Origin of the sequence: Sphingobacterium sp. CZ-2 (assembly GCF_004526235.1) — a bacterium.
In the GTDB taxonomy this organism is placed as follows: domain Bacteria; phylum Bacteroidota; class Bacteroidia; order Sphingobacteriales; family Sphingobacteriaceae; genus Sphingobacterium; species Sphingobacterium tenebrionis.
In genome coordinates this window covers 449903-475210 of record NZ_CP038159.1, presented here as the reverse complement: position 1 = coordinate 475210, position 25308 = coordinate 449903, and the positions used below count along the sequence as shown (strand labels likewise).

Genomic DNA, 25308 nt, shown 5'->3' with positions numbered 1-25308 from the left:
TATGTTGGATAAATTTGGAATTGCAAAGCGTATCGCGAAAGAGATAAAAGATGGTTACTATGTGAACCTAGGAATCGGGATTCCTACCTTGGTAGCGAATTATATTCCGGATGGGATGCAGGTGGTCCTGCAGAGTGAGAATGGCATGTTGGGGATGGGACCCTTTCCATTTGAAGGGGAAGAAGATGCCGATTACATTAATGCTGGAAAGCAGACCATTACCACCTTACCCGGATCAGCTTTTTTTGATTCATCCATGAGCTTCGGCATGATCCGCTCGAGAAAGATCGACCTAACGATCCTTGGCGCGATGGAGGTTTCCGAGAATGGCGATATTGCCAATTGGAAAATCCCAGGAAAGATGGTAAAGGGCATGGGTGGAGCGATGGATCTGGTGGCCAGTGCGGAGAACATCATTGTTGCCATGCAACACGTGAATAAGGCCGGCGAATCCAAACTCCTATCTTCCTGCAGCCTACCGCTTACAGGCGTCCGCTGTGTTAAGAAAATCGTAACAGAACTCGGCGTATTCGATGTCCTCCCGGAAGGAGGCTTCAAACTCGTAGAACTGCACGAAGGAGTAACCCTAGACCAGGTAAGAGCCAGTACTGCCGGCCGCCTGGTTGTCTAGTAATAGACGATAGATAATAGATAAGAGATTATAGACTTTAGACTTTAAAAAAAAAACGAGCAGCAATGCTCGTTTTTTTAAGGTCTATTATCTCTCATCTATTATCTATAATCTATAATAAAATATCTATTCTACCGGAGATCGACCACCTCGTAGCCTGGGTAGTTCTGTTTGTTGAACTGTAGACTGGCATTGCTGATCGCGTGGTTCACATACAGGGCATTAAATGCATAGGTGTATTTGGCGCCCGATTTATCCAGGATACTTACATCATGGATATGGGATTTGCTGTTTACCCTTAAGGTGATCTTCTGATAGTTGGTTGTCTTATCCGTAGGGACAAGATCAATTACATCTACCTTTCCTTCTTTGGCCACATTGTTCGTGCCTACATATTTGTAGTTAAATCCTTTTTTGTAGAAGGTGAAAATATTGGAAGGGCCGATCTTTTGATTACCCTCATCGGCCGAATTGACCTGCACTTCCTTTACCTCTTTTGATACGGTCCAAGTGGTATTCGCATCGCCATAAATATCCTGATCAGCCAATTCGATCTTGAATTTATCTTCCGGTTTATTCACCAAGATCTTGCCGTTCACGGTGGATGCTTCTCCGGTACGTGGAGTTACTTTCAACAAGAAATTCGATTGTAAGGTATTATAGGAATCATATTTCGCCGATACCTTATCCAAAATAGATTTTGCTTTATTGCTCTGCGCAAAGGCAGTGTTGGCGATAAAGACCGCCAGTACTACGTACAGTAATTTTTTCATGTTCTTCATCTTATCTTAACGTTTCCAAATACTGTTCCAAAGAATATTCGTCTGGATAGAGCACCTCGCGTGCTTTACTTCCTTCAAATGGACCTACAATTCCTGCAGATTCCAATTGATCGATTATCCTTCCAGCGCGGTTGTATCCTAATTTTAATTTGCGCTGTATCAATGATGTTGAACCTTGTTGATGCATAACAATCAGGCGGGCAGCTTCTTCGAACATCGGGTCACGGCTATCCATGTCAAAGTCGGATGAAGATCCGCCTTCGCTGTTCTCACCTACATATTCCGGTAGGTAATGCGCTGAAGGGTATCCCCGTTGGCCACCGATGAAATCGGAGATCTGATCGACTTCCGGTGTGTCCACAAAGGCACACTGTATCCGGATCAGATCACTACCGGTTGCCAAAAGCATATCCCCACGTCCAATCAATTGGTCGGCACCGCCACTATCCAAGATCGTTCTCGAATCGACCTTTGATAATACACGGAATGCCAAACGCGCCGGGAAGTTGGCCTTGATCGTACCGGTAATAATATTCACGGATGGTCTTTGCGTTGCAATGACCAAGTGAATACCTACCGCACGGGCCAGCTGTGCTAATCGTGCAATCGGTGTTTCCACTTCCTTGCCTGCCGTCATCATCAAATCGGCAAACTCATCAATAATAAGAACTATAAACGGTAAGAATCGATGACCCTCCTCAGGGTTTAATCGACGGTTGATAAATTTCACATTATATTCCTTCAGATTACGAACCTGCGCATTCTTCAACAGGTCATAACGCTGATCCATCTCAATACACAAGGAATTTAAGGTGTTGATCACCTTTTTCGTATCTGTAATAATAGCGTCATCTTCGTTAGGAAGTTTCGCTAAGAAATGCCTTTCGATCTTTTTGAACAGGGAAAGTTCCACTTTTTTCGGATCGACCAGCACGAATTTTAGTTCTGCCGGGTGTTTTTTGAATAGCAGGGAGGTCAAGATGGCGTTGATCCCGACGGATTTACCCTGTCCCGTAGCACCAGCTACCAATAAGTGCGGCATCTTTGCCAAATCGGCAATATAAACCTCGTTGGAGATGGTCTTTCCTAATGCAATAGGAAGGTCCATATCCGTTTTCTGGTATTTTTCAGTGGCTAAAATGGAACGCATGGAAACCATTTCTGGTGTACTGCTCGGTACCTCGATACCAATAGTACCTTTTCCTGGCATCGGTGCAATAATACGGATTCCCAATGCGGCCAGACTTAAGGCAATATCATCCTCCAGGTTCTTGATCTTGGAAATTCTGACACCGGGTTTCGGGATGATCTCGTACAAGGTCACCGTAGGGCCGATGGTCGCTTTGATATGCTCAATTTCTATGCTGTAGTTCCGTAAGGTCTCCACGATACGGTTTTTATTTCCTTCTAATTCCTGCTGGTTGATGGTGATCTTTCCGGTACCATAATCTTTCAATAGATCTAAGGTAGGGTACTGGTAGCCGGATAGATCCAGTTTCGGATCATATTCACCAAATTTCTCCACCAAATCATTGGCCGTAATGGGCTTTTCCTCAATCGGTTTTTCAACCACCAAGCTAGGTTCTTCCTGGATTGGAGCTTCCACTTTGTTGGATGTTGGCTGTTCGATACTGAATTCAATCTCGTTCTCCTGAGTATTGGAAACGACTTGATTGCTCGGTTTTGGGGTGTTGACCTGTAGCGGAAGGGATAAACTCAATTCTTCCTCTTCAGGAGTGAGTTCTTCCTCGTCTTCTAGCTCTTGTTCAGGTTCTGGTTGTGGGTAGCTGTAGGTATGCGTAGCCACCTCGTTTTGTCTGTTTGCACGGATTTTATTGATTTGGGAGTCTTCCAGCAATTCCTCCTCATCTTCAAATTCATCATTTTCCTCATCCGAGTTTTTTGAACGGAAAGACAATCGTAGGTCATAATTGTAAAGCAATACCAAGGCGGTAAGCACAATAAAGATCAGTACCCCTGCAGTTCCTACCTGACCGATCTGTGCCTTGAGGATCTGATTGGTCCAAAAACCAAACTTACCTTCTAGGATATGTGGTGTTTCGGCAATGAAATCTTGGATAAACCCAAAGGTTACTGAAAGTAGGATGATGGAAATAAGGGAATAGACCCAGGTTTTCCAGATCGGGAAAATGGATCTTTTATAAAGAAATTTGTATCCTGTAACAAAAAGGATCACTATAAATAGGAATGAAGCCACTCCAAACCATTCGTAAATGAATTGATTGGCCAATAATGCTCCAAATTTCCCTAATTTATTTTCAACCAAAGGAAGTTCTGTTCCTTCGTCCTGAATTTCTTCGCCGGTTTGGAATAGGGTAGACCAACCGCCATTAGTTGCGGCGATATAGCTTTGGTCTGCCTTCCAAGTGAAAAGGTATGATACAAAAGCCACAGTAAACAACCCTGCCAAAAGCAGTAAGAATAACCCGAATATTTTCAGGGCTTTTCGTTGTCCTTCCGAAAAATTGATCTGATCGAAGGTTTTAGTAGCTGTTGTTTTGGCTCGTTTTTGATAAGATAGCGTGGTATTCTTAGTCTTCTTAGTCCCAGCCGATCCACTGCCATTCTTGAATGTATTTAGTCTTGCCATTTAAATGAGGCTAATATTTTTTCTTTGTACAAACTTAAAAAAAAATAGGAATGCTTCCAATTGTACGTATTTTTGATTTGATAACAAAAGGATGTAGCAATAAGCTTTCCAAACTCGTAGTATGGAATAAATATAATATAATAATTCTATGAGATTAACACAACAAATTGTTGTATTCCTAATATTTGTAAGTTCCAGTTTACTATTGAATTCCTGTGCGAAGGATGATATGATGAATGAGTACAATGATGTACCGTCATCAGAATTCGCTGCATTATCGGTATTCAATGGCTTAGGCTTTGGTGCAGGACTGGACTTCTCGGTGGACAACAAAAGAATCAATCAAGGAAATGAGCAGTTACAGCCGGGTGATTTCCTTTCCTTTAAAACCATATTTCCAGGGAACAGAACAATTGAAATCAGTACGAAAGCAAATGGTACGGTGTTGTTGAGTAAGGCCATGGAGTTTAAGGGCAGTAATTTTTATTCTGTTTTTCTTTATGGGCGTACGTATGTGAAGTATCTGCTAACCCAGGATGATTTTGTGGTGCCAAAGGACAGGATGGCTTCCTTGCGATTTGCTAATCTTGCGGAGGGTAAGAAGGTTGATATTCAGATCAAGCAGGGCAATACCTTGCAGAAATTGAGTATTGGAAATGAAGTGACGAAATTCCAGGATTTTAGTATGGAGGTTATGGAACTGCAGGTTTCTTTTCAAGGAGAAACAGAAAAGGCAAAGACGATAAGTATTACGCCAAGTTCGCAGATGTTAGGGACGATTTGTATTTATGAAGGTCTTGTAGTGCAAACGAACCAGCATGATTTATTGCATTCGGTTATTAAGTATTGATGGGGTTTTTATTTAGTAGCTAGTATTTAGTAGTTAGTATTTAGTAGCGAGTATTTAGTAGTTAGTATTTAGTAACTAGAACGTCATTGCGAGGAGGTACGACGAAGCAATCTTTCTTTTTTGTCATCCTGAGCGAAGTCGAAGGATCTGTACGGTTGTATACGAACAGATGCTTCGACTACGCTCAGCATGACATGGCTAAAGATTGCTTCGTTCCTCGCAATGAACTGTGTATATATCCAAATAATAAATTAAATTTTCTCCAAATAATATTCTGATTAGGCCGCTTTTGCGATGTAGCCCTTTCCAGATTTTGCGATGGCGAATGCCTGTTTGATCAGTTTGTTCACCACTGCTATGATTGCGACCTTGTAGGGTTTTCCCTTTTCCATCAACCTCCCATAAAGCCCGCTGCAGGCGGTGTTGCTCCTGATGGCGGATATTGCCGCCATGTACAGCACCTTTCTGACCTGGCCCATCCCCATCTTGCAGATATGTCCCTTTCCCCTTACACTGCTGCCGGACTCGAATATCCTGGGCGCCAGTCCGAAATAGGATATCAGCTGCCTGTACCCCTCGAACCGACTGAAACCGTCCGTCAGGATGATAAGCAGTGCTGCGCTGCGCGGCCCTATTCCGGGTATGCTCCGCAGGTTCGCATTGAGTTCCCCGTAATTCTCCATGATGATCTGCTGGACCTGCCTTTCATGTTCATTGATGTCCTGATCATAACGTTTGATCCCTTCCTCTATGGTCTTCCTGAGCGTGGGTTCCAGTGTTCCCGCATGTTCATATGCATGGAGCCTGTTCGTTAGCATGGTCCTGCATTCCTTCTGTCCCTTGATATAGCCTTCCAGGTTCCTGATCCTCAGCACATGTTCCTCCGGCAGCCTCCATTGGGCAGGTTCCGTCATGCTGGTGAACTTGGCGATGAGCTGGGCATCCTTCCTGTCGGTCTTGGTCCTGGCCAGGGTCATCTGGGAAAAACGCCTGATGACAAGGGGGTTGATGACCGAGACCCGTTCATCCCTCTCCCAGAGGAACTTTGCCAGCCGGAAGTAATAGGGACCGGTGGCCTCCATCGCTATATGGCTGCCGTGCATGTGGCCCAGGGCCTCCACAAAACCCGCTTCGTCGTTACTGAAACGACCCTTAAAAACCTCTTTCTGTCCCGATTGGACAGAAATGTCAAAATAATCCTTTGAACAATCAATACCTGTTACCATCTTTGTATACCATTTTTGTGGATTACAGCAGCTCTTATCATAACTTATCAATCGTAAAAACAGGCTCCTGGCCTAATGAACTGTCCAAGTTTATGATAGGAATAAGAGAGGGGGATTAACATTGCGAAGGGTCTCTCAAGGACCAATGACGATTAAAAATCTTACTCCCTCTCTCGCTGTATCCTAAATGAAATACAAAATTATATTCTGTTTCTTTAATTCCTATAACTTCCCTACAAACTTACGATGACGCAGGTTTCTTAAGAAACCGTTATCAAATAATAATTCTTCTTACCGCGTTGCGCGATCAAATACTTTCCATTGATCAACTGATCATTCCCAACCACCAATTCCACATCAGTTAGTTTCTCTCTGTTCAACGAAACACCACCACCTTGCAACATTTTTCTAGCTTCACCTTTAGAAGGAAACACCTGTGTTTCCACTGCTAAAAGATCAAGAATATTTATCCCTGCCGCTAATTTATCTTTTGCAAGATCAAATTGAGGTACACCATCGAACACTTCCAAAACCGCATCATGCTCCAAATTGGACAAGAAACTCAAATCGCCATTTCCAAAAAGAAATTCCGAAGTCTTAACAGCTGTTTCATAATCCTGTTCCGAATGCGTACGGATCGTAATATCTTTTGCCAATGCTTTTTGAACGATACGTAAATGTGGGGCAGCATCATGCTCTGCAATGATCGCATCAATCTCTTCCTTCGGTTTTAAGGTAAAGATCTTGATCCACGATTTACTGTCATCATCCGTAGCGTTCAACCAGAATTGATAATATTTATAAGGCGAAGTTTTCTTCGGATCCAACCATACAGCTCCCGATTCGGTTTTACCGAACTTTTGGCCATCCGATTTCTTGATCAATTGCGTAGTCACCGCAAAGGCCGATCCCTGATCGATACGACGAATCAGTTCACTACCGGTAACAATATTTCCCCATTGATCCGATCCACCCATCTGCACCTTACAATTGTGGTTTTTCCATAGATAATAGAAATCATAACCTTGAATTAGTTGATAGGAGAATTCAGTGAAGGAAAGTCCACTTTCGCCTTCCAAGCGTTTCTTTACAGAATCTTTGGCCATCATATAATTCACGGTAATCAGCTTCCCGATATCACGGATGAAGTCTAGAAACTTGAAATCCTTGAACCAATCGTAATTGTTCACCATCTTGGCATCGGTCTCCCCGTCGCCAAAACTCAAGAATTTTGCAAGTTGATTTTTCAACGCATTCACATTGCGTTGTAAGGTTTCTTCATCTAAGAGATTTCTCTCCGCTGATTTGAATGAAGGGTCGCCGATCATTCCTGTTGCACCACCCACCAAAGCTACCGGTTTGTGACCAGCGTGTTGGAAGTGGATCAGGGTCATGATCTGCGTTAAATGACCAACATGTAGCGAATCGCCTGTAGGGTCGAAGCCGATATAGCCTGCCACCTTTTCTTTGTTTAGCAATTCTTCTGTTCCTGGCATGATGTCTTGAAGCATGCCTCTCCAGCGTAGTTCTTCTACAAAGTTCATAGTTTACCCTTAAGATTTTTTATTAAAGAATTGCAAAGATAACAGATTAAAATGTATCTTACAGATAAATTGTTCGGTTATTGGGTTGATATGAATTTTCTTTCTCATTTCTATTTTGAACGGTATGCGACACAGCCGGAGCGTGTTTTGGGCTCCCTGCTACCCGACCTTTTAAAAAATGTAGATAAGAGCTATATCTTTCATCCCCAAAAACAAGAAGAACAATTTTTCCTCCATCCACAGACCCAGGCCATTTCCGAAGGTTGGTACCGGCATGTGGAAGTCGACAAGCTTTTCCATAGCAGTGAATTCTTTCTCGAGCATAACCATGTATTGCGCAAGCAATTGGAACCCGTATTGGAAGGCTTGCCCATTCGCGCCTCCTTTATGGCGCATATTGCCATCGAACTGCTGCTTGACCATCTACTGATCCAGCACGAATTGGTCAACGTAAGCCGATTGTATGAACATTTGGAACATGTAAACCTATCCACCTTGCGTTCTTACCTGAAAACACTGGGGGTAGAGGATGTGGAAGGCTTTATGGATTTTTATGATAAGTTCCTCTCTTGGCGCTATATCTTTGAGTATAAGGAGGTGGAAAAGATTTCAAACCCCTTATTCAACATATCAAAACGTATTTGGACTTTCGAAACGCAGCCCAGCCAACACGAGGCACTGACCGAGGTCCTGATCAATTATAGGGATAATCAATTAACAAATTTCAAGGAGATCTACATGTATATTCAGGATAATATCACGTATTTATCATAATTTTTTTCACATTTGTAGCCTTGACCCAATAAATTAACTAAATATGGCAAATAGACTTTTCCGTAAGAAAAGCGTTGATCAAATCTTGTCCGATGCCGAGCACGGCGGTTCTGGACTAGCAAAAATATTAGGTGTAAGGGATTTGGTTTCCCTGGGTATTGCGGCCATTGTAGGTGCCGGTATCTTCAGTACCATCGGCTTGGCGAGTTATAACGGGGGGCCGGCGGTCTCCATGTTGTTCGTTTTTGTCGCATTTGCCTGTGTGTTCACTGCCTTATCTTATGCACAGTTCGCCAGTACGGTCCCTGTTTCCGGAAGTGCCTATACCTATGCCTATGTGACTTTCGGGGAACTGTTCGCCTGGATCATTGGATGGGCGCTTGTGCTCGAATATGCCGTTTCCAATATGGTGGTGGCCATTTCCTGGTCGCAGTATTTTGTTTCCATGCTCGAAGGCTTTGGCATCAACATCCCCCGATGGATGACGATGGCACCGGGCTATGCCCTGGATGCGCATCAGAAGTTCCTGGAGGTTGGTCTGGATAAGATGGAGAACATCGATAAGATCGCTTTACAAGCTTATGAAACCGCTCCGCGGATTGCTGGGATGCCGATCATCCTGGATATCCCTGCGGGGATTATCACAGTTTTGGTGACCTGGTTGGTGTATATCGGTATCAAGGAGTCCAGGAAGGCGAGTAACATCATGGTGATCATCAAGGTGGGGATCATCCTGGCAGTGATCCTGGGTGGTATTTTCTTTGTAAAACCGGAGAACTGGATGCCATTTGCACCAAATGGTTTGGGAGGGGTGATGAGCGGTGTAGCTGCGGTTTTCTTTGCCTTTATTGGCTTTGATTCAATTTCTACAACTGCGGAGGAGTGTAAGAACCCTCAACGGGATCTGCCTAGAGCGATGATCTATTGTTTGTTGATCTGTGCGGTTCTGTATGTGGCGATCACCTTGGTGCTTACCGGTATGGTGAATTATAAGGAATTGAATGTGAAAGATCCATTGGCCTATGTGTTTTCCTATGTGGGATTTGATCATATGGCGGGGATTATTTCGGTGACTTCGGTTATTGCGATTACTTCTGCTTTGTTGGTGTTTCAATTGGCACAACCAAGAATCTGGATGACCATGAGCCGTGATGGTTTGTTGGGAAAGAGCTTTTCGAAGATCCATCCAAAATATAAGACTCCTTCCTTTGCAACGATTGTGACAGGCTTTGTCGTGGCTATTCCAGCATTGTTCTTTAAGATGGATTTCTTTGTGGATCTGACTTCTGTGGGAACTTTCTTTGCCTTTATTTTGGTTTGTTGTGGGGTGTTGTATATGGACCATTCGGGGATTTCAAAGAAATCTAAGTTTAGGGTGCCTTATGTGAATGGGAAGTATATTGTGGGGATTGGATTTTTGGTGGGATTGTTTTTGGTGTATAGATACGGAGGAGAGACTCTTGATCATTGGTTGACCATGGGTTCTACGGAGATATTGTTGCATAAATCACTGGTGATTGTATTTTGGTTGGTGTGGGCAGTGATGAGTGTGTTGAGTTATAAGTATAATTTTTCTTTGTTGCCGGTGATTGGGGTGTTGATTAATCTATACTTGATGTCGGAATTGGGGGCAAGTAACTGGATAATTTTTATTATTTGGTTGTTGATAGGATTGGTGATTTATTTCGCGTATGGGTATAAGCACTCGAAATTAGGGAAGGAAGAGAAGTAAATATATCGTCATTGCGAGGAACGAAGCAATCTTTACCCATGTCATGGTGAGCGTAGTCGAACCATCTGTTCGTTTGTAACAGCGTATAGATCCTTCGACTACGCTCAGGATGACATGGGGCGCCGCATATCGGAAGATTTCTTCGTCGCACCTCCTCGCAATGACGTGAAAGTTCTTCGCAATGACGTATAGTTTCGCAATGACGTAGAGTTTCGCAATGACGCGAAGCCTCGCAATGCCTAAAACCCTACAACCTCTTCAGCTTCACTTCTTCCGTATTCGGAATAGTCAATGGAACCCTTTCAAGCGTCACAAAACTACTATCCAACCCAAAACCCTTTTCTTCCGATAAACTGAACTTTTTCAAAACCTTATAGATCTCCAGAATAATTTTCTCATTCCATTTCAAGAAATGCGTTTTCGAAATCACTTTCTCCAGCACAACAAAATTAAAATCTCCAGGGATATGATGCTTCTTCAAGGTCGCATAATTACTGGTTATATCAATCTCCCCATTCTTCACCATATCTTCCACCACTTTCCGGAACAATAAACTGATCTTTTGCTCTTCCCTAAATCCCAAGTGAAAATCTATCCGGATAACTTTTCCAGGAACCAATTGCGTCACCTTATATTCTCTCGTATGCGGATTATCCATCACATCCACATGCGCCAGCCAATACACATCGGCCCGTTTCGGCTTCTTATTGATGATCGAATAGGTAATCTTCGATTCCACCTCATGGATATTATTCGCACTGGTCAGATACACCAAATGGGAAGCAAAATAAGGCACCGTTTCATCCTCGCTCAATTCCGATAGGATAGGATAATACTCCCTAACATCCACAAACTTCACAAACCTGTTCTTGATCTTCCTTGCGCCGAACCAAGCATACATCACTACGAACAATACAATGGCCAATAGCAAAGTCAACCAGCCACCATGCGTGATCTTACTGATATTACCCATCAAGAAAGCCAGTTCGATGGTAGTATACACCAGGGCAAACAGCCCTACCAAAATAGGGTTGATGCGTTTTCTGAGCATAAATACCGTCATCAGGATGGTTGTGGTGATGAAAGTCAGGTTAATGGCCAATCCATAGGCTGCCTCCATGTTACTGGATTCCCGGAATACCAAGATGATTAACATACAGCCTAAATAGAGGATGAGGTTAACCGATGGGACATAGATCTGTCCTTTATGGTCACTAGGATATCGAATAGCCACTTTCGGCCAAATATTCAGACGTACAGCTTCGGCAATCAGCGTAAATGATCCGGAAATCATCGCCTGACTGGCGATGATAGCCGCAATGGTCGCAATGGTCACTCCCCAGATCACAAACCAATCCGGCATAATGGCATAGAACGGGTTGATTTCACCCAACATGGAACCTTGATGTTCCAATAACCAGGCACCCTGTCCGAAGTAGTTCAGGATCAACATCAGTTTCACAAAGATCCAGGAGATACGGATATTCGACTTACCACAGTGCCCCATATCGGAATAAAGCGCCTCAGCACCCGTTGTACACAGGAAGATGGCCCCTAAGATAAACCAGGCATTGGGGTAATTGCTCAATAATTGGTAAGCATAATATGGATTTAAAGCCTTCCAGATTTCCGGCGAATGTCCAAGGTAGGAGATCCCTAAGATCCCGATAGTGGAGAACCAGATGAACATCAACGGGCCGAAAACACGGCCGACGATATTCGTTCCGAATCGTTGAATGATAAATAGTAGGGAAATGATGAGTACCACGACCGGAATGGTAGGGAAATTTGGCGTTTTAATGGCCAAACCTTCCACCGCAGAGGAAATGGTGATCGCAGGCGTGATCATACCATCGGCCAGCAGTGTACTCGCACCGATGATGGCCGGGATGATCAACCATTTTGCTCTTCTTCTCACCAGGGAGAACAGGGATAGGATACCACCTTCCCCTTTGTTATCGGCATTGAGGGTAATCAATACGTATTTGACAGTCGTTTGTAGGGTTAGCGTCCAAAAGATACAGGAAAGGCCTCCGAAGATGACCATTTCCGTGATTTCACCTTTATTAAAGATCGCTTTGAATACATAGAGGGGAGATGTTCCGATGTCGCCAAAAATGATTCCTAAACTAATTAATAATCCCGCAAAACTTATTTTGTTGAGATTTTGTTTATGGTCTGTGGACATACTTAATTGTTAATGTTTTAGAATATAAAAACGGCACGAAATTACAACTTTTTATGGCACAACGTAATTTCCTGTTAAAAATTGTTAAAGGATTTATTTTTTCCCGTCAAAAAATCGAAAAATCTCTACTTTTGTATTAGGTTTTAAGGATTAAATGATTACTTTTGGTTAAACCAAGTCACAGAAAAGAAATCTAAGTACCAACGATGAAATTAGAATTGAGGAAAATATCACGCTATGCACTATTAAACATAGTCCTTTTAGGGGCTGTGTTCAGCTATGCGCAAGCCTCTCATTCATCCGTTGATACGGCTGGAACAAGGTCAAATAAGGTCGCTATGGTGGCATCTAAAAGTAGAAACGTCGCAAAAGTGAATTTATTGGCTGAGCAGTCAGATAAATTAATCAATGATGTAAAAGTATTGTACAATCCTATTGCTGGAGAGGTTACAGTGAACTTCAAATTGAACAAGAGCAATACGGTAGTGATTAAGATTATGGATGCCTTGGGAAATGAAGTGTTGAACCTGCATAATTCAAGCTTAGAAGCTGGACAGCAGAGTTTGAGTTTTGATGTGAACCAGAAATTATTCGAAGGGTTTTATTTTGTAAGGGTTAGTTCCGGAACGGAATCGGTAGTGAAACGGTTTACGGTTAGATAAGATTCGTATTCGATAAGATATTTTTTTTATTTTTTTTAGCCTTCCAAGAATTGGGAGGCTTTTTTTTTGTGGGATAGGGTAAGTGGGTTGGCGAGATGTGGGATAGGGAGAAGTGGGTTAGGGAGGAGCAAAAAAAGCGTCATTGCGAGGAACGAAGCAATCTTTCGATTAGTTTGAAGATTGCTTCGTTCCTCGCAATGACGTGTAGTGCCTCGAAATGACGTGTTACCTACCTCTCAGAGATTGGCACATAAGGACGTAAAGTCTCACCGATATAAACCTGTCTTGGTCTTCCGATCGGTTCTTTATTATCCCTCATTTCTTTCCATTGTGCGATCCATCCTGGTAAACGACCAAGAGCGAACAATACCGTAAACATATCCGAGTTAAATCCTAATGCACGGTAAATAATTCCCGAATAGAAATCCACATTCGGATACAACTTACGATCGATGAAATACTGATCGTTCAATGCTGCTTCTTCCAAACGTTTCGCAATATCCAATACCGGATCATTAACCCCTAATTTCTCCAACACATCGTCACAAGCTTTCTTAATGATCTTCGCACGAGGGTCAAAGTTCTTATATACACGGTGTCCGAATCCCATCAAACGGAAAGGATCGTTCTTATCTTTTGCTTTTGCCAAATATTTGTCTGCATCGCCACCATCAGCTTTGATCGCTTCCAACATTTCAATTACCGCTTGGTTCGCTCCACCATGAAGTGGTCCCCAAAGCGCATTGATTCCTGCTGAGATCGAAGCGTACATATTCGCATTGGATGATCCTACCATTCTTACCGTAGAGGTCGAACAGTTCTGCTCATGATCTGCATGAAGGATCAATAATTTATGCATTGCATCAATGATCAATGGATCGAAAGTTTTCTCTTGATTCACCTCTCCAAAGATCATGTTCAGGAAGTTCTCGATATAACCGAAATTGTTCTTCGGATAAACTACCGGATGTCCCAATGATTTCTTCTGGATCCAAGAAACAATCGTAGGCATTTTCGCCAATAGATTGATGATGGTTTTGTTTTCTTCTTCTTCTGTTTGGTTCGGGTTCAAAGACTCTGGATAGAAAGAAGATAATACACCTACTAAACAGGACAATTGACCCATCGGGTGTGATTTGGAAGGAAATCCTGTAAAGAAGTTCTTCATATCCTCATGGATCATCATCTGAGCACGAATATCCGCACGGAATTTCTCCAGTACGTCCTTCGAAGGAAGATCTCCGTAGATCAATAAATAAGCAACTTCAAGGAAAGTGGATTTTTCAGCTAAATCTTCAATAGCATATCCTCTGTATTGTAGGATACCCTTTTCACCGTCTAGGAATGTAATAGCACTTTTTGTAGAACCCGTGTTCTTGAATCCGGGATCCAAAGTAATATATCCTGATTGGTCTCTAAGTTTCGAAATATCTAGGGCTTTCTCATTCTCTGTCCCTGTGATGACAGGCATCTCGAAGGTAGATCCATTCAAGTTAATAGATGCAGTTTCAGACATAATAAAATTTCTAGTATTAATGGTATTATAACATATAACGTTTACTTACAAATGTATAAAATTGATTTCTATTTTCTGAGGTTAAAATTGAATAATAATAACATATAATCGTCATTTTAAGACAAATTTCCAGAAAGTTCGGAAAACCTTATTTTAGCCTTTTTTGCTGTATTTAAGGCTGTTTTTAATAGCGCTTTTGATGGTTGTCTCGCTAACCCTCAGCCACTTAGCTGTTGAACCAAATATTAAAAAAATGTTAAATATCTTGGAGAACTACGAATTATTCGTAAATTAGAGGAAATAATAAGGAAAATGGAAAAATTAACGATACAAGAAGAAGAGGCGATGCTGTCCATCTGGCAATTGAATGGCGGCTTTATTCGAGAGATTCTGGAGAACATGAAGGGTTCGGAAATGCCCTATACCACTTTGGCGTCCACCATCCGGAACCTGGAGCGGAAAGGTTATGTAAAACCTGTAAAATATGCCAATGCCAAACGTTACGAGCCACTCATCAGCTCAGAAGAGTATAAAGGAAAATTCATGAACTCCTTCGTGGGCGATTATTTTAAGAACTCCTATAAGGAGATGGTTTCCTTTTTCGTGAAAGAAGAGAAACTGAGCCCGAATGAACTGAAGGAAATCATGGATATGATCCAGAACAATAAAAGCAAGTAATCCTTCCGAAGAAGAATAGCAAAACATCCTGTACCATAAAAGCGACTAACCATGGAAAGTCTACTAACCTATATCCTTCAAGTAAACCTATTGCTGAGTCTGTTATTCCTGGGCTATCATTTTCTGTTGAAGGGATTGACATTCTATTCCCTCAACAGGGTTTATTTTGTTTTGGGCGCAGTATATGCCTTTGTATATCCCTTTCTGAACATCAGGGCATGGTTTGCAGAAAAGATCGATCTTCCAAAAGGGGAGGTGCTGGCTTATCTGCCTTTTGACCTGGAGGAAACCCAGAGCAGTTTGGCGCTCTCGGACCTGCTGGCTGGACTTTTGCTATTAGGAGCCGCTGTTTTTGCCCTGAAGCTGATCTTCCAATTGTTGAGCCTATTTCGGATACATTGGCATTCGAAGCCTGCCCAGTGGCGCGATTACCTGTTCAGGAATGTGGTATTTCCTATTACACCATTTTCATTTTTCAACAAGATCTATTTACATCAGCAACAGCATGAAGAGCTGGAACTGAACGATATATTTAAACACGAATACATCCACGTGAAAGGCCAACACAGTGTAGATGTATTATTGTTTGAGTTTGTATTGATAAGCTGTTGGTACAATCCTTTCGTATGGCTCATGCGCAGAGCCGTGCGTCAGAATCTAGAATTCCTGACCGATCAACAGGTGCTGGATAAAGGGGTGGATCGACAGACTTATCAGTATTCATTGCTGAATGTCACCAAGCAGGGTGCTCGGGTCGGCATCAGTAATCAGTTTAATTTTAACACACTAAAAAAGCGCATTATGATGATGAACAAAAAAAGGTCATCTAAATTGGAGCTGAGCAAATATGCTTTTATGCTCCCGATGTTGATCGTGGCCGGGATTACCTTTTCGGTAAGCCAGGCAGAAGGTAAAATCGAGGTTGTTGTGGACAACCTGAAACAGGCAGATGTGGGGAAGATGCTGGATGAGGTAGTGGTGAATTTGCCGAAGATTGGGGCGAAGGATACGGTGAAGGAAGTGAAAAGGGATACTGTTCAGCTTAAGAAAATTGCATACGATCCTTCTGTTAACATGGTTGTTTCTGGAAAAGCCTCTTATGTGAGTGATGTGGATGGTTCCAATAAGCGGATGGTGATTGTAAAACCCGACAATTTTAAATTGAATTATAAGAATAAAGAGGATCGTCCGCAGTTCTTTGTCAATGGAAAAGAGGTTAAAGAGGAGGCGGAGTTTGAAAAAATTGATCCAAAGAATATTTTAGCTGTGGAGATCTATAATCCAACGGATGGAACTACTAAGACCGATAAGGGGAAAGTTTATATTACCCTTAAGGGAGGAGAGGTAGAAAACAGTAATTTTGATGCATTGAAGGGCCGACATACAAAGACCTTTTCTGTTTCCATAGGAAGTAATTCAGGAGAAAATAAACAAGGGGATCCAGAGGTGAAAAAATTGAATATTAATGGGGTTGGTACCACTGGTGAAGTTTCAAAGTTGTTTTTCAGAAATAAGGATGGACTGACAAAGTTCGGGATCGATGGAAGTAAAGTAGGGTCCGTGGGAGAGCCTTTAATCGTAGTCGATGGTAGCCCGGCAAGTAGTTGGGAGGGGATTGAAACACATAATATCGAGTCTATTACCGTGCTTAAGGATAAATCCGCTACCGCTTTATATGGTGATAGAGGGAAAGATGGTGTAATTTTGATTACAACAAAGTTAGGATTTAATGGCCTTGGAAAAGTGACTAAGGATTCTATTCCTTCGCTACATGGAAGGGTAAAGGAGGTAGTCGTTACAGGTTTTAAAAAGTTTCCTGGTGATGCGAATCCTATTCGAATCAATAGGCGATTGATAAAGGAGGGGGATTATACTGAGTTCCTGAATAATCTTCCTGAAAAAGCGGTGTATTATTTAGATGGTAAGGAAGTGAAAGCAGGGAAGTTGTCAAGGTTGGATGTAAAGGATATTAAGGAGGTTGCTTATATTCCGGATGAGACAGCGAAACATATGTTTGGAGACAAGGCTTCAGAAGGCGCTGTTTCGGTAATGACAAAGTAGGTTTTTTATCGTCATGGGGAGGAGGAACGTCATTGCGACCTCGCTGTCATTGCGAGGAACTCCGTCATTGCGACCTCCGCGACATTAAGTGGCCCTACGTCATTGCGAGGAGGTACGACGAAGCAATCTTTGGACTTTGTCATCCTGAGCGCAGTCGAAGGATCTGTACGGTTATTACCTACGAACAGATGCTTCGGCTCCGCTCAGCATGACATGAGGGAAGATTGCTTCGTTCCTCGCAATGACGTATAGTTCCTCGCAATGACGTATCTCTCGCAATGACGGGAAGTTCGCCATGCCAATACCTCTACCTCTACTTCAACTCCTTAAAAATCACCGGGCTATTTCCATACAATGGCGTAGAGCCGTCCCATTTCTCAATAAATTGCTGCTGAATAATCAAAGGCGATAGGGTCGTTTGTCTCAGTTCATTGGCCTTTGCTTCCGCCTCTGCCTGCACGATCATCTTCTTCGCGTCTGCTTCCACCACCTTCAGCTCATTCTCCGCTTGCTGAGCCTTCTGGATTGCTGCATTCTTCGCATTGATTGCCTGCGTAATTGCCTCCGGATACTGAATACCGCTGGTCAACTGCTCCAAAATAAATCCTTCCTGCTCCAGGAAAGCAATCATCTTCGCCTGAACACCCGCTTCAAATTTCTCCCTGTTGCTAATAATAGAATCCGTAGAATACTTATTGAATTCAATGCGGTAAACATCCTTGATATGGTTCACCAACGTATTCCCCAAGATCTCATCGATCTGTTTCCTATATTTGATAAAGATCTTCGGTGTACTGCCATTCGACACGCGTAGAGATAGGGTAGGATCAACCGTAAAAACAGATCCATCTTTCGCATTCACCGTAAAATTCTCATAATTCACAGTCTGAACATAGGTCGGAAATTCATAAATGGATTCCGTGATCGGATTATACCATACCCGACCCGTTACCAGGCTCACATCCTGAACCCCTTTATCCGAGCCGTAAAGTTTCACCTTAATGCCTTCATAACCGGCATCAATACGTTCCGTACAACTAATCCATACGATCAGGGCAACGAACAGCGTCGCGCCCAAAGCAATCATGTTTCTTTTCATTCAATTGGTTTGTTAAAGATATATTTGAAAAAATTATAAACGACCGCAATCAGAAGGATCACCAGCAAGACCCCTAGAAAAACATCCCAATCAGACCGCTCACTCAGCAGCTGAAAAGCTTCAGTTGATCCCAATATCACTAAAAAGATCACTACAGGTATCGAAATATAGGGGCTAATCTTCCTCATTGGTTTTCTCCTTCTCTTTTTCCAAAAATTACTAAAAATTTTGGAATTTTCCAATGAAAAAAGGAAATCTTTTATGGATTTCCTTATGATTTTTAGTATAAAATGCCATGATCGGCAAGAATAGAAGAATTTTTGTTCGTTATTTTGTATTTAAATTCGTCATCGTGAGTTCAATACCAATATTTACGAAGCTATGCACCATCTTTACGGCGTGTTCGATATGTGCCGGCAGATCCTTTTGCTCATCCGGATCGAAAGGCCCCAATACATAATCCACCTGACGGCCTTTCTGGAAATTATCCGAAATCCCAAACCGCAAGCGAGGATAAGCCTGCGTGCCCAAGGTCGCTTCGATCGAGCGTAGTCCGTTATGTCCTGCTGCCGAACCTTTGGGTTTAATGCGCAAAGATCCAAAGGGAATCGCCAGGTCATCCACGATCACCAATACGTTCTCCACCGGAACCTTCAGCTCTTTCATCCAATAGTTCACCGCTTTTCCGCTGAGGTTCATGTAGGTGGTCGGTTTGATTACATACACCTGATGTCCACGCTGCTTGAAATCGGTATAATAGGCATGCTTTAAGGTAGACCAGGTAACCCCTGCCTGATTGGCCAGCTCATCCGCCACCATAAAACCTACATTGTGCCTGGTATCGGCATATTCCCTGCCTATGTTTCCTAATCCGACGATCAAATAGTTCATGGCAGCAAAAATAGGGAATTACACACAATTTCCCATAGCCCATTTTTTGCCAATCAGCTTAGGATCATTTTAAAAAGTAGCAAGCATCACTTTTTAATCTCCATATAAACGACAAATTTGTCTTAAATAGAAATGACATCTTATGAAAAAGTTATTTAGTTTCACTGGCCTCGCAATCGCAGGTCTATTTATTGCCTCTTGTGGTTCGGGCGAACAAAAAGATAAACCAGCAGTGGATCACAGTAATCACGAAACATCAGCGACAACGACGAGTACCCCTGTTGCAGAGCCAAGCTCCACGGCAGCGGTTTCCAATGAGGTGGTTGTGGAGAGTGATGACCAAATGAAATACAATATCCACGAGATCAAAGTGAAGGCTGGAGAGCCTGTAAGCCTTACCCTAAAGCATGTGGGCAAGATGGCCAAAGAAGTGATGGGCCACAACCTGGTGGTCTTAAAAGCAGGAACGGATATCACGGCCTTTACCGAGGCAGCACTGAAAGCAAAGGATAAAGAGTACATCCCTGAATCGGCGGATATCATAGCGCATACCAAATTGATCGGAGGTGGTGAGGAATCGAAGATCGAATTCACCTTGGAACCTGGAACCTACGATTATATCTGTACTTTCCCAGGTCATGCGGGCATCATGAAAGGGAAGATCATTGCCGAATAAATCGCTATAACGAAGCTCTTATATAAAAAAAGAACCTCTTAAATTCAAATAAGAGGGGAAAAAATGAAAAAACATGGAAGCATTAGCAAAAAACAAAATGGGTGATATCGTTGCGCAGGATTTTAGGACAGCAGCGGTTTTTTCAAAATATGGGTTGGATTTCTGCTGTGGCGGACAACGTTCGGTGGAAGATGCAGCGGCTAAGAAAGGCGTAGCCTTGGACCCCTTGGTTACCGAGCTGGAGGATGTGCTGAACGCGAAAGGCGGCGAGAACATCGATTTCAGTGCCTGGCCATCCGATCTATTGGTTTCCTATATCGTGAAGACCCACCATCGCTATGTGCGGGAGAAAACGCCTGTACTGTTGGCCTACCTGAACAAGGTCGCTCGCGTACATGGTGAGCGTCATCCCGAGCTGATCGAAGTGAACCGATTGTTCGAGGAATGTGCCTTGGATCTGGGTCATCATCTGGAAAAGGAAGAACGCATCCTGTTTCCGTTCATTGAGGCCTTGGAAGAATCCAAGAGCCATCAGGAAAAGCCGGAAACCCCTACCTTCGGAACCGTAAAGAACCCGATCAGCATGATGGTACACGAACATGAGGCCGAAGGCGACCGCTTTGAACGCATCAAGGAGCTTACCAACAACTATACCGTGCCAGATGACGCTTGCAGCACCTACCGGGTATCGTTTGATATGCTGCGGGAGTTCGAGCAGGATCTTCATAAACACATCCATCTCGAAAACAATATTTTATTTCCAAAATCAATAAAATTAGAAGAGTCTCTACATTAACAATCGGGTCTCAATACCAAAATTGAAACTCTACATTAACATTTTTTTATTTAGTTGAACAGTTTGTAAAATGAAAAAGGCATCGAATTTCGATGCCTTTTCTATTTTCTAAATATTAAGTTCTTATTAGTTATTAAGTTTAAAATACCTAGCCGTTATACATCTAACTACTAAATACTAACTACTAACTACTAAACTTATTTTTTACCGCCTTTAGCTGCTTTAGCTGCTTCTTGCTCTGCTTGACGTAATGCACGAGACATAACAACTGAAACGATAGTATCGTCGCTGTTATTCAATACTTTTGCGTCTTTCAAATCTACTTTACCAACACGGTAAGATTTACCAACTTCCAATCCTTCCATAGGGATCTCAATTTCTTGAGGAAGGTTGTTAGGTAATGCTTTCACGCGAAGTTTACGTAATTTCTGTACCAATTTACCCCCCATTTTAACACCTGGAGAAGTACCTACCAAGGTAATAGGAATGTTTACAGAAACTTCTTTATCATCGAAAAGTTCTAAGAAGTCAACATGTGTAACTAAATCAGTTAATGGGTGGAATTGAGCTTCTTGAACGATAGCTTTTGCTTTTTTACCATCGATATCCAATTCTACGAAGATCACTTCTGGAGTGTATAGAACTGGCTTCAAATCAGCTGCGGAAACCGAAAAATGTGTTTGCTCTTTACCTCCGTAAAGAACAGCAGGGATCTGACCCTCGTAACGCAATTCTTTCGATTCTCTTTTCCCTACGTTCTGTCTTGCAGAACCGCTAATAGCAATTGATTTCATTGTTATAAAATTTAAATAATGAGGCGCAAAGCTACTAATTTTGTTTTGGAAAAACAAAATTAGTAGCAGTATTTAGTAGTGAGTATTTAGTAGTTAGACCTATGGCGTCTTAGCAGGAAGATCTATGGCGGCTTAGTACTTTGATCTATGGCGGATAAGTATATCACAAAAAATGTCGGCTATAGGTTAGCCGACATAGTTCTTTATACTAAATACTTACTACTAAATACTAAAGTAAAGCAAAGCTTCGCTTTACTTTACGTCAAAAAGATCCGAGATGGAGCCGTGCTCATTTACGTTCTTGATGGCGTTTGCGAAAAGATCCGCTGTAGAAAGCACTTTGATTTTACTGCATAATGCTGCTTTTTCAGGATTCAACTGAATGGTATCTGTAACGATCATTTCCGTTAATACGGAGTTCTCGATCGTTTCGTATGCTTTTCCGGAAAGTACAGCGTGTGTACATACTGCACGAACAGATTTTGCACCATTTTCCATGATCAATGCCGCAGCTTTCGATAGGGTACCTGCTGTATCGCAGATATCATCGATCAATACCACATCCATACCTGTTACATCACCAATGATCGACATCGATTCAATCTCGTTTGCACGTTTTCTGCGTTTATCACAGATGACTACCTCTGCATTGAAGAATTTCGCGAAGGTACGGGCACGGTAAGAACCACCCATATCTGGCGAAGCGATCATCAGGTTCTCCAAGTTCAAGGATTTGATGTAAGGAACGAAGATGATGGCACCATCCAAGTGATCTACCGGGATATCAAAGAAGCCTTGAATCTGGGCAGCATGCAGGTCCATGGTCATGATACGGGATGCTCCAGCAGCGGTGATCAGGTTTGCGATCATTTTTGCGCCAATGGCCACACGAGGTTTGTCCTTACGGTCTTGACGGGCATATCCAAAATAAGGAACAACAACCGTAATGTAATGTGCTGAAGCACGTTTTGCTGCATCGATCATCAACAATAATTCCAACAGGTTGTCGGATGGTTGATTGGTCGATTGGATCAGGAAAACATCACTTCCACGAACGGATTCGTTGTAGAAAGGTTGGATTTCGCCGTCAGAGAATTTCGACAAGGTCATGTCTCCTAGTGGCTTTCCGTAAGATTTTGAAATCTTTGTCGCTAGCTCCTGGGTTCCAGATCCAGCAAATAATTTTACGGTATTGAATTGCAAAGGCATGGTGAAATGATTTATTAATTTATTGTAGCCGCAAAGTTAGGTAAATGTTTTAAAATTTAAAATTAATTGGAAGGGGAGATGGGGAGATGGGGAGATGGGGGGAGATGGTGGGAGGTGGTGGGGAGATGGGGGGATGCACTTTCTGCGTCATTGCGAGGAGGCACGACGAAGCAATCTTTCGATTAGTCCAAAGATTGCTTCGTTCCTCGCAATGACGCGGAGGGTGTCATTACGCGGGATGGGCAATGACGTGGAAGGGTGCCATCACGCGGGGTGGGCAGTAACAAGTTTAGTTCGTACTGAAAGCATACTGAAAGTAACCTGAAAGTATGTATTTAGTAACCTAACATACTAAAAACCTGCTTTAACCATACTTAAACCTTGATTTTACAGCGAAAACATATCATTTACATATAGAAAACGCAATATTTTTGTAATCATTCCACAACCCTTCCCCACCCCCCCCCAACCCCCTTCCTCCCAAATTTATTCATAAAAAAATAATCTTGATTACAACTTCTAAATTTTTAATTTTGATGAATATAATTTAATATTACAGTAAAATTATGGTAAAATCATCCATGAAAGCTCTGGATAAAAAGCGTTGGGAAGCCATTCAGCAAGATAACCAGGCGGCTTTTGAGGAAGTCTATCAAGCTTATTCCCTCCGATTATTCCAAGAAATAACCAAGCGGATCAGCGACCGGGATGCTGCGCAGGATATCCTGCAGGATATTTTCCTCTGCCTTTGGGAAAGAAGGAAGAAATACCAGCCCCAGGGCGAGATCTATCCCTACCTCTATGGGATGGCCATCAACCGGGTCCTCAATTATTACCGCAAAAACAAAAAACAGCCCATACTCTATGAAATTTGGGAAAATCTGCCCGAAAGTCTATTGGGCTTGGAAGAACTTTCCCTGGCCTTCAAGCAGGCCCATACCCAGGAACTGGAAACCCTCCTGGAAATAGCCATTTCCCAATTGCCCAAACGCATGCGGCAGGTCTATACCCTCCGTTTCGAGGACAAGAAATCCATCGCGCAGATCGCCTCCGAACTTCAGACCTCGCCCCACACCGTCAACAACCAATTAAAAGAGATCCGAAAACGCTTCGTCAAAACCTTAAAAACCACCCGTTTTATATTCATCTAATATTATCAAATTATTAAATCGGATTTTCCCAATAGCCATTTTTTAATATTTCGTTCCTTTCTAATAGACGCATCAAGGTATTTGTTAGAAATGACCCAAAAGGAATTTGATAAGTTATTGGAAAGATACAGCCATTCCGCCTGTACAGCAGAGGAAATCGATCGATTGGAGATCTGTTTTCTGAGGCTGACAGATCGGGAAGAAGGTAAAGAAATTCCGATTGAAATCGAGGGAAAAGAAATTCCTATGCACGGCGAGGAAGCCGAACTGCTTGCCCGGGTCTATGCACACATCCGCAACAAAATGAATTCCGATAATGCAAAACCTACCAAGGTCTATAACATCCATAAGCGATGGATTTCCTGGGCAGCCGTGATTTTCCTATTGATGGCATTCAGCTTTTGGATTTGGAAATTCTATGGGATAGGGAATAGGCAAGAAAACCAAGAGCAAATGGTTCAGCAGGATGTGCCGGCTGCCCAAACAAAAGCCCTATTATCCTTCTCGAAAACAGGCAGCAAAGAGCTTCAGGACAAAAGGAAGGATGGATTGCATTCGAAGATCAAGCGGTCCAAATACGTTATACCGCCAATGGCGTGGTCTATATCCCCAAAAAATTGCCGCATTATCAAGATTTCCAAACAGCAGGCCCTTCCAGGAAATCCAGCATCCATCGGATCTCGACCAGCAATGCGCAGCAGTACCGTGTAGAGCTTTCCGATGGCAGTATCGCCTACCTGAATGCAGGTTCCAGCATCCGTTTTCCTAGCCTTTTTGAGGAGCAGGAAAGAAAAGTCCAGGTAAGCGGTGAAGTCTTCTTCGAGGTAGCCTCATCTCCTTCACGCTCGAGCAATCCGCAATGGAAAAAAGTCCCATTTATTGTAGAGACCGAGCATCAACAAGTGGAGGTGCTGGGTACCACCTTTAACATCCGGGCCTATGCGGGCGAAATGGAAACCACCAGTTTGGCAAGCGGAAAATTGCTGGTGCGCAGTAAGCAAACAGCAGGGCAGGCCATTCTGCATCCTGGCGAAACGGCCTATCTAAGTGAGCAGATACATATCAGAAGCGGGAAAACCGACGAGGCCATCGCCTGGCGTCATGGGGATTTCCAGTTCCAGGACCATTCTTTAGGCCATATATTAAAAGAGATCGAACGCTGGTATGATGTGAAAGCATCCTGCCCGGCGGAGCTGGAAAACCTACGGTTTTCCGGTATCATATCCCGGAAACAACCCCTGTCGGCCATCATAGACATGCTGAACAGCACGGGTCAATTCCAGATCAGCTTATCGGAAAGGAGGTTGTTAGTGCGAAAATAATACCCTTAAAGAAGTAAATAGGCGATGCTGCTCGTAACAACATCGCCTGGTAAACGCTTCATAAAATCTGAATCTCAAATTTTAGATAACTTAATACAAGAACAAAAGTATGAAT

General features: G+C 42.8%; 23 protein-coding genes. 12 read left to right on the top strand and 11 right to left on the bottom strand.

Features of this window, described 5'->3' with window-relative positions:
• The first annotated feature begins 1 nt into the window (after position 1).
• Positions 2–631: a 3-oxoacid CoA-transferase subunit B gene (locus E3D81_RS02100; RefSeq protein ID WP_134776242.1), complete on the top strand. Its 630-nt coding sequence runs from the start codon at positions 2–4 to the stop codon at positions 629–631.
• 131 nt (positions 632–762) lie between these two features.
• Here E3D81_RS02100 and E3D81_RS02095 read toward each other — a convergent pair whose 3' ends face one another.
• Together E3D81_RS02095 and E3D81_RS02090 are read right to left on the bottom strand one after the other, a co-directional pair.
• On the bottom strand, positions 763–1404 hold the full coding sequence (locus E3D81_RS02095; RefSeq protein ID WP_167554211.1) for a LolA family protein: 642 nt from the start codon (positions 1402–1404) through the stop codon (positions 763–765).
• Positions 1405–1414: 10 nt separating this feature from the next.
• Positions 1415–4024, bottom strand: coding sequence for an FtsK/SpoIIIE family DNA translocase (locus E3D81_RS02090; protein ID WP_134776240.1), 2610 nt, complete (start codon positions 4022–4024; stop codon positions 1415–1417).
• A 148-nt stretch (positions 4025–4172) separates the two neighbouring features.
• On the opposite strand from E3D81_RS02090, the gene E3D81_RS02085 reads away from it, so the two are divergent.
• On the top strand, positions 4173–4874 hold the full coding sequence (locus tag E3D81_RS02085; protein ID WP_134776239.1) for a DUF4397 domain-containing protein: 702 nt from the start codon (positions 4173–4175) through the stop codon (positions 4872–4874).
• Between the two features lie 278 nt (positions 4875–5152).
• On the opposite strand, the gene E3D81_RS02080 is transcribed toward E3D81_RS02085, so the two are convergent.
• Both E3D81_RS02080 and tyrS read right to left on the bottom strand, forming a co-directional pair.
• A complete protein-coding gene (locus E3D81_RS02080; RefSeq protein WP_134776238.1) occupies positions 5153–6100 on the bottom strand; it encodes an IS110 family transposase in 948 nt (315 codons plus the stop codon).
• A 260-nt stretch (positions 6101–6360) separates the two neighbouring features.
• Positions 6361–7644, bottom strand: coding sequence for a tyrosine--tRNA ligase (tyrS, locus tag E3D81_RS02075; protein WP_134776237.1), 1284 nt, complete (start codon positions 7642–7644; stop codon positions 6361–6363).
• 51 nt (positions 7645–7695) lie between these two features.
• Here tyrS and E3D81_RS02070 point away from each other — a divergent pair, with 51 nt between their 5' ends.
• Positions 7696–8418, top strand: a complete 723-nt coding sequence (locus E3D81_RS02070) for a hypothetical protein (protein ID WP_099368202.1) — start codon at positions 7696–7698, stop codon at positions 8416–8418.
• Between the two features lie 43 nt (positions 8419–8461).
• Complete coding sequence (locus E3D81_RS02065) at positions 8462–10150, top strand: amino acid permease (protein ID WP_134776236.1); 1689 nt, start codon at positions 8462–8464, stop codon at positions 10148–10150.
• 247 nt (positions 10151–10397) lie between these two features.
• Here the strand turns inward: E3D81_RS02065 and E3D81_RS02060 are convergent, their stop codons facing one another.
• Positions 10398–12338 carry a KUP/HAK/KT family potassium transporter gene (locus E3D81_RS02060; protein WP_134776235.1) on the bottom strand — a complete coding sequence of 647 codons (1941 nt, stop codon included), beginning with the start codon at positions 12336–12338 and terminating at the stop codon, positions 10398–10400.
• A 206-nt stretch (positions 12339–12544) separates the two neighbouring features.
• Here E3D81_RS02060 and E3D81_RS02055 point away from each other — a divergent pair, with 206 nt between their 5' ends.
• Positions 12545–13000: a T9SS type A sorting domain-containing protein gene (locus tag E3D81_RS02055; RefSeq protein ID WP_134776234.1), complete on the top strand. Its 456-nt coding sequence runs from the start codon at positions 12545–12547 to the stop codon at positions 12998–13000.
• A gap of 229 nt (positions 13001–13229) precedes the next feature.
• Here the strand turns inward: E3D81_RS02055 and E3D81_RS02050 are convergent, their stop codons facing one another.
• Entirely contained in the window at positions 13230–14516 is a 1287-nt protein-coding gene (locus E3D81_RS02050) for a citrate synthase (protein ID WP_099368206.1), read from the bottom strand.
• 312 nt (positions 14517–14828) lie between these two features.
• Between E3D81_RS02050 and E3D81_RS02045 the strand changes: the two genes are divergently transcribed.
• A complete protein-coding gene (locus E3D81_RS02045) occupies positions 14829–15194 on the top strand; it encodes a BlaI/MecI/CopY family transcriptional regulator (protein WP_099368207.1) in 366 nt (121 codons plus the stop codon).
• A 51-nt stretch (positions 15195–15245) separates the two neighbouring features.
• Positions 15246–17255: a M56 family metallopeptidase gene (locus tag E3D81_RS02040; RefSeq protein ID WP_134776233.1), complete on the top strand. Its 2010-nt coding sequence runs from the start codon at positions 15246–15248 to the stop codon at positions 17253–17255.
• A gap of 313 nt (positions 17256–17568) precedes the next feature.
• Here the strand turns inward: E3D81_RS02040 and E3D81_RS02035 are convergent, their stop codons facing one another.
• From E3D81_RS02035 to pth, 3 genes are all read right to left on the bottom strand, one after another.
• Positions 17569–18354 carry a prohibitin family protein gene (locus E3D81_RS02035; RefSeq protein WP_099368209.1) on the bottom strand — a complete coding sequence of 262 codons (786 nt, stop codon included), beginning with the start codon at positions 18352–18354 and terminating at the stop codon, positions 17569–17571.
• Positions 18351–18542 (bottom strand): hypothetical protein, encoded by a 192-nt coding sequence (locus tag E3D81_RS17165; protein WP_099368210.1) that lies wholly within the window; start codon positions 18540–18542, stop codon positions 18351–18353. The genes E3D81_RS02035 and E3D81_RS17165 overlap by 4 nt, the downstream gene beginning before the upstream one ends.
• Before the next feature lie 139 nt (positions 18543–18681).
• A complete protein-coding gene (gene pth / locus E3D81_RS02030) occupies positions 18682–19245 on the bottom strand; it encodes an aminoacyl-tRNA hydrolase (protein ID WP_134776232.1) in 564 nt (187 codons plus the stop codon).
• A 142-nt stretch (positions 19246–19387) separates the two neighbouring features.
• Between pth and azu the strand changes: the two genes are divergently transcribed.
• Together azu and ric are read left to right on the top strand one after the other, a co-directional pair.
• The gene (gene azu / locus E3D81_RS02025) at positions 19388–19921 is read left to right on the top strand and encodes an azurin (RefSeq protein WP_134776231.1); all 534 of its coding nucleotides are present in this window, start codon (positions 19388–19390) and stop codon (positions 19919–19921) included.
• 73 nt (positions 19922–19994) lie between these two features.
• A complete protein-coding gene (ric, locus tag E3D81_RS02020) occupies positions 19995–20717 on the top strand; it encodes an iron-sulfur cluster repair di-iron protein (RefSeq protein WP_099368213.1) in 723 nt (240 codons plus the stop codon).
• A gap of 197 nt (positions 20718–20914) precedes the next feature.
• Here the strand turns inward: ric and E3D81_RS02015 are convergent, their stop codons facing one another.
• Both E3D81_RS02015 and E3D81_RS02010 read right to left on the bottom strand, forming a co-directional pair.
• Entirely contained in the window at positions 20915–21511 is a 597-nt protein-coding gene (locus E3D81_RS02015) for a 50S ribosomal protein L25/general stress protein Ctc (RefSeq protein WP_099368214.1), read from the bottom strand.
• A gap of 252 nt (positions 21512–21763) precedes the next feature.
• Entirely contained in the window at positions 21764–22720 is a 957-nt protein-coding gene (locus E3D81_RS02010; RefSeq protein WP_134776230.1) for a ribose-phosphate pyrophosphokinase, read from the bottom strand.
• Between the two features lie 566 nt (positions 22721–23286).
• Here E3D81_RS02010 and E3D81_RS02005 point away from each other — a divergent pair.
• From E3D81_RS02005 to E3D81_RS01995, 3 genes are all read left to right on the top strand, one after another.
• Positions 23287–23871 carry an RNA polymerase sigma factor gene (locus E3D81_RS02005; protein WP_134776229.1) on the top strand — a complete coding sequence of 195 codons (585 nt, stop codon included), beginning with the start codon at positions 23287–23289 and terminating at the stop codon, positions 23869–23871.
• 90 nt (positions 23872–23961) lie between these two features.
• Complete coding sequence (locus tag E3D81_RS02000; RefSeq protein WP_134776228.1) at positions 23962–24582, top strand: hypothetical protein; 621 nt, start codon at positions 23962–23964, stop codon at positions 24580–24582.
• Positions 24489–25193: a FecR family protein gene (locus tag E3D81_RS01995; RefSeq protein WP_134776227.1), complete on the top strand. Its 705-nt coding sequence runs from the start codon at positions 24489–24491 to the stop codon at positions 25191–25193. Before E3D81_RS02000 ends, E3D81_RS01995 begins: the two co-directional genes overlap by 94 nt.
• Positions 25194–25308 lie beyond the last annotated feature (115 nt).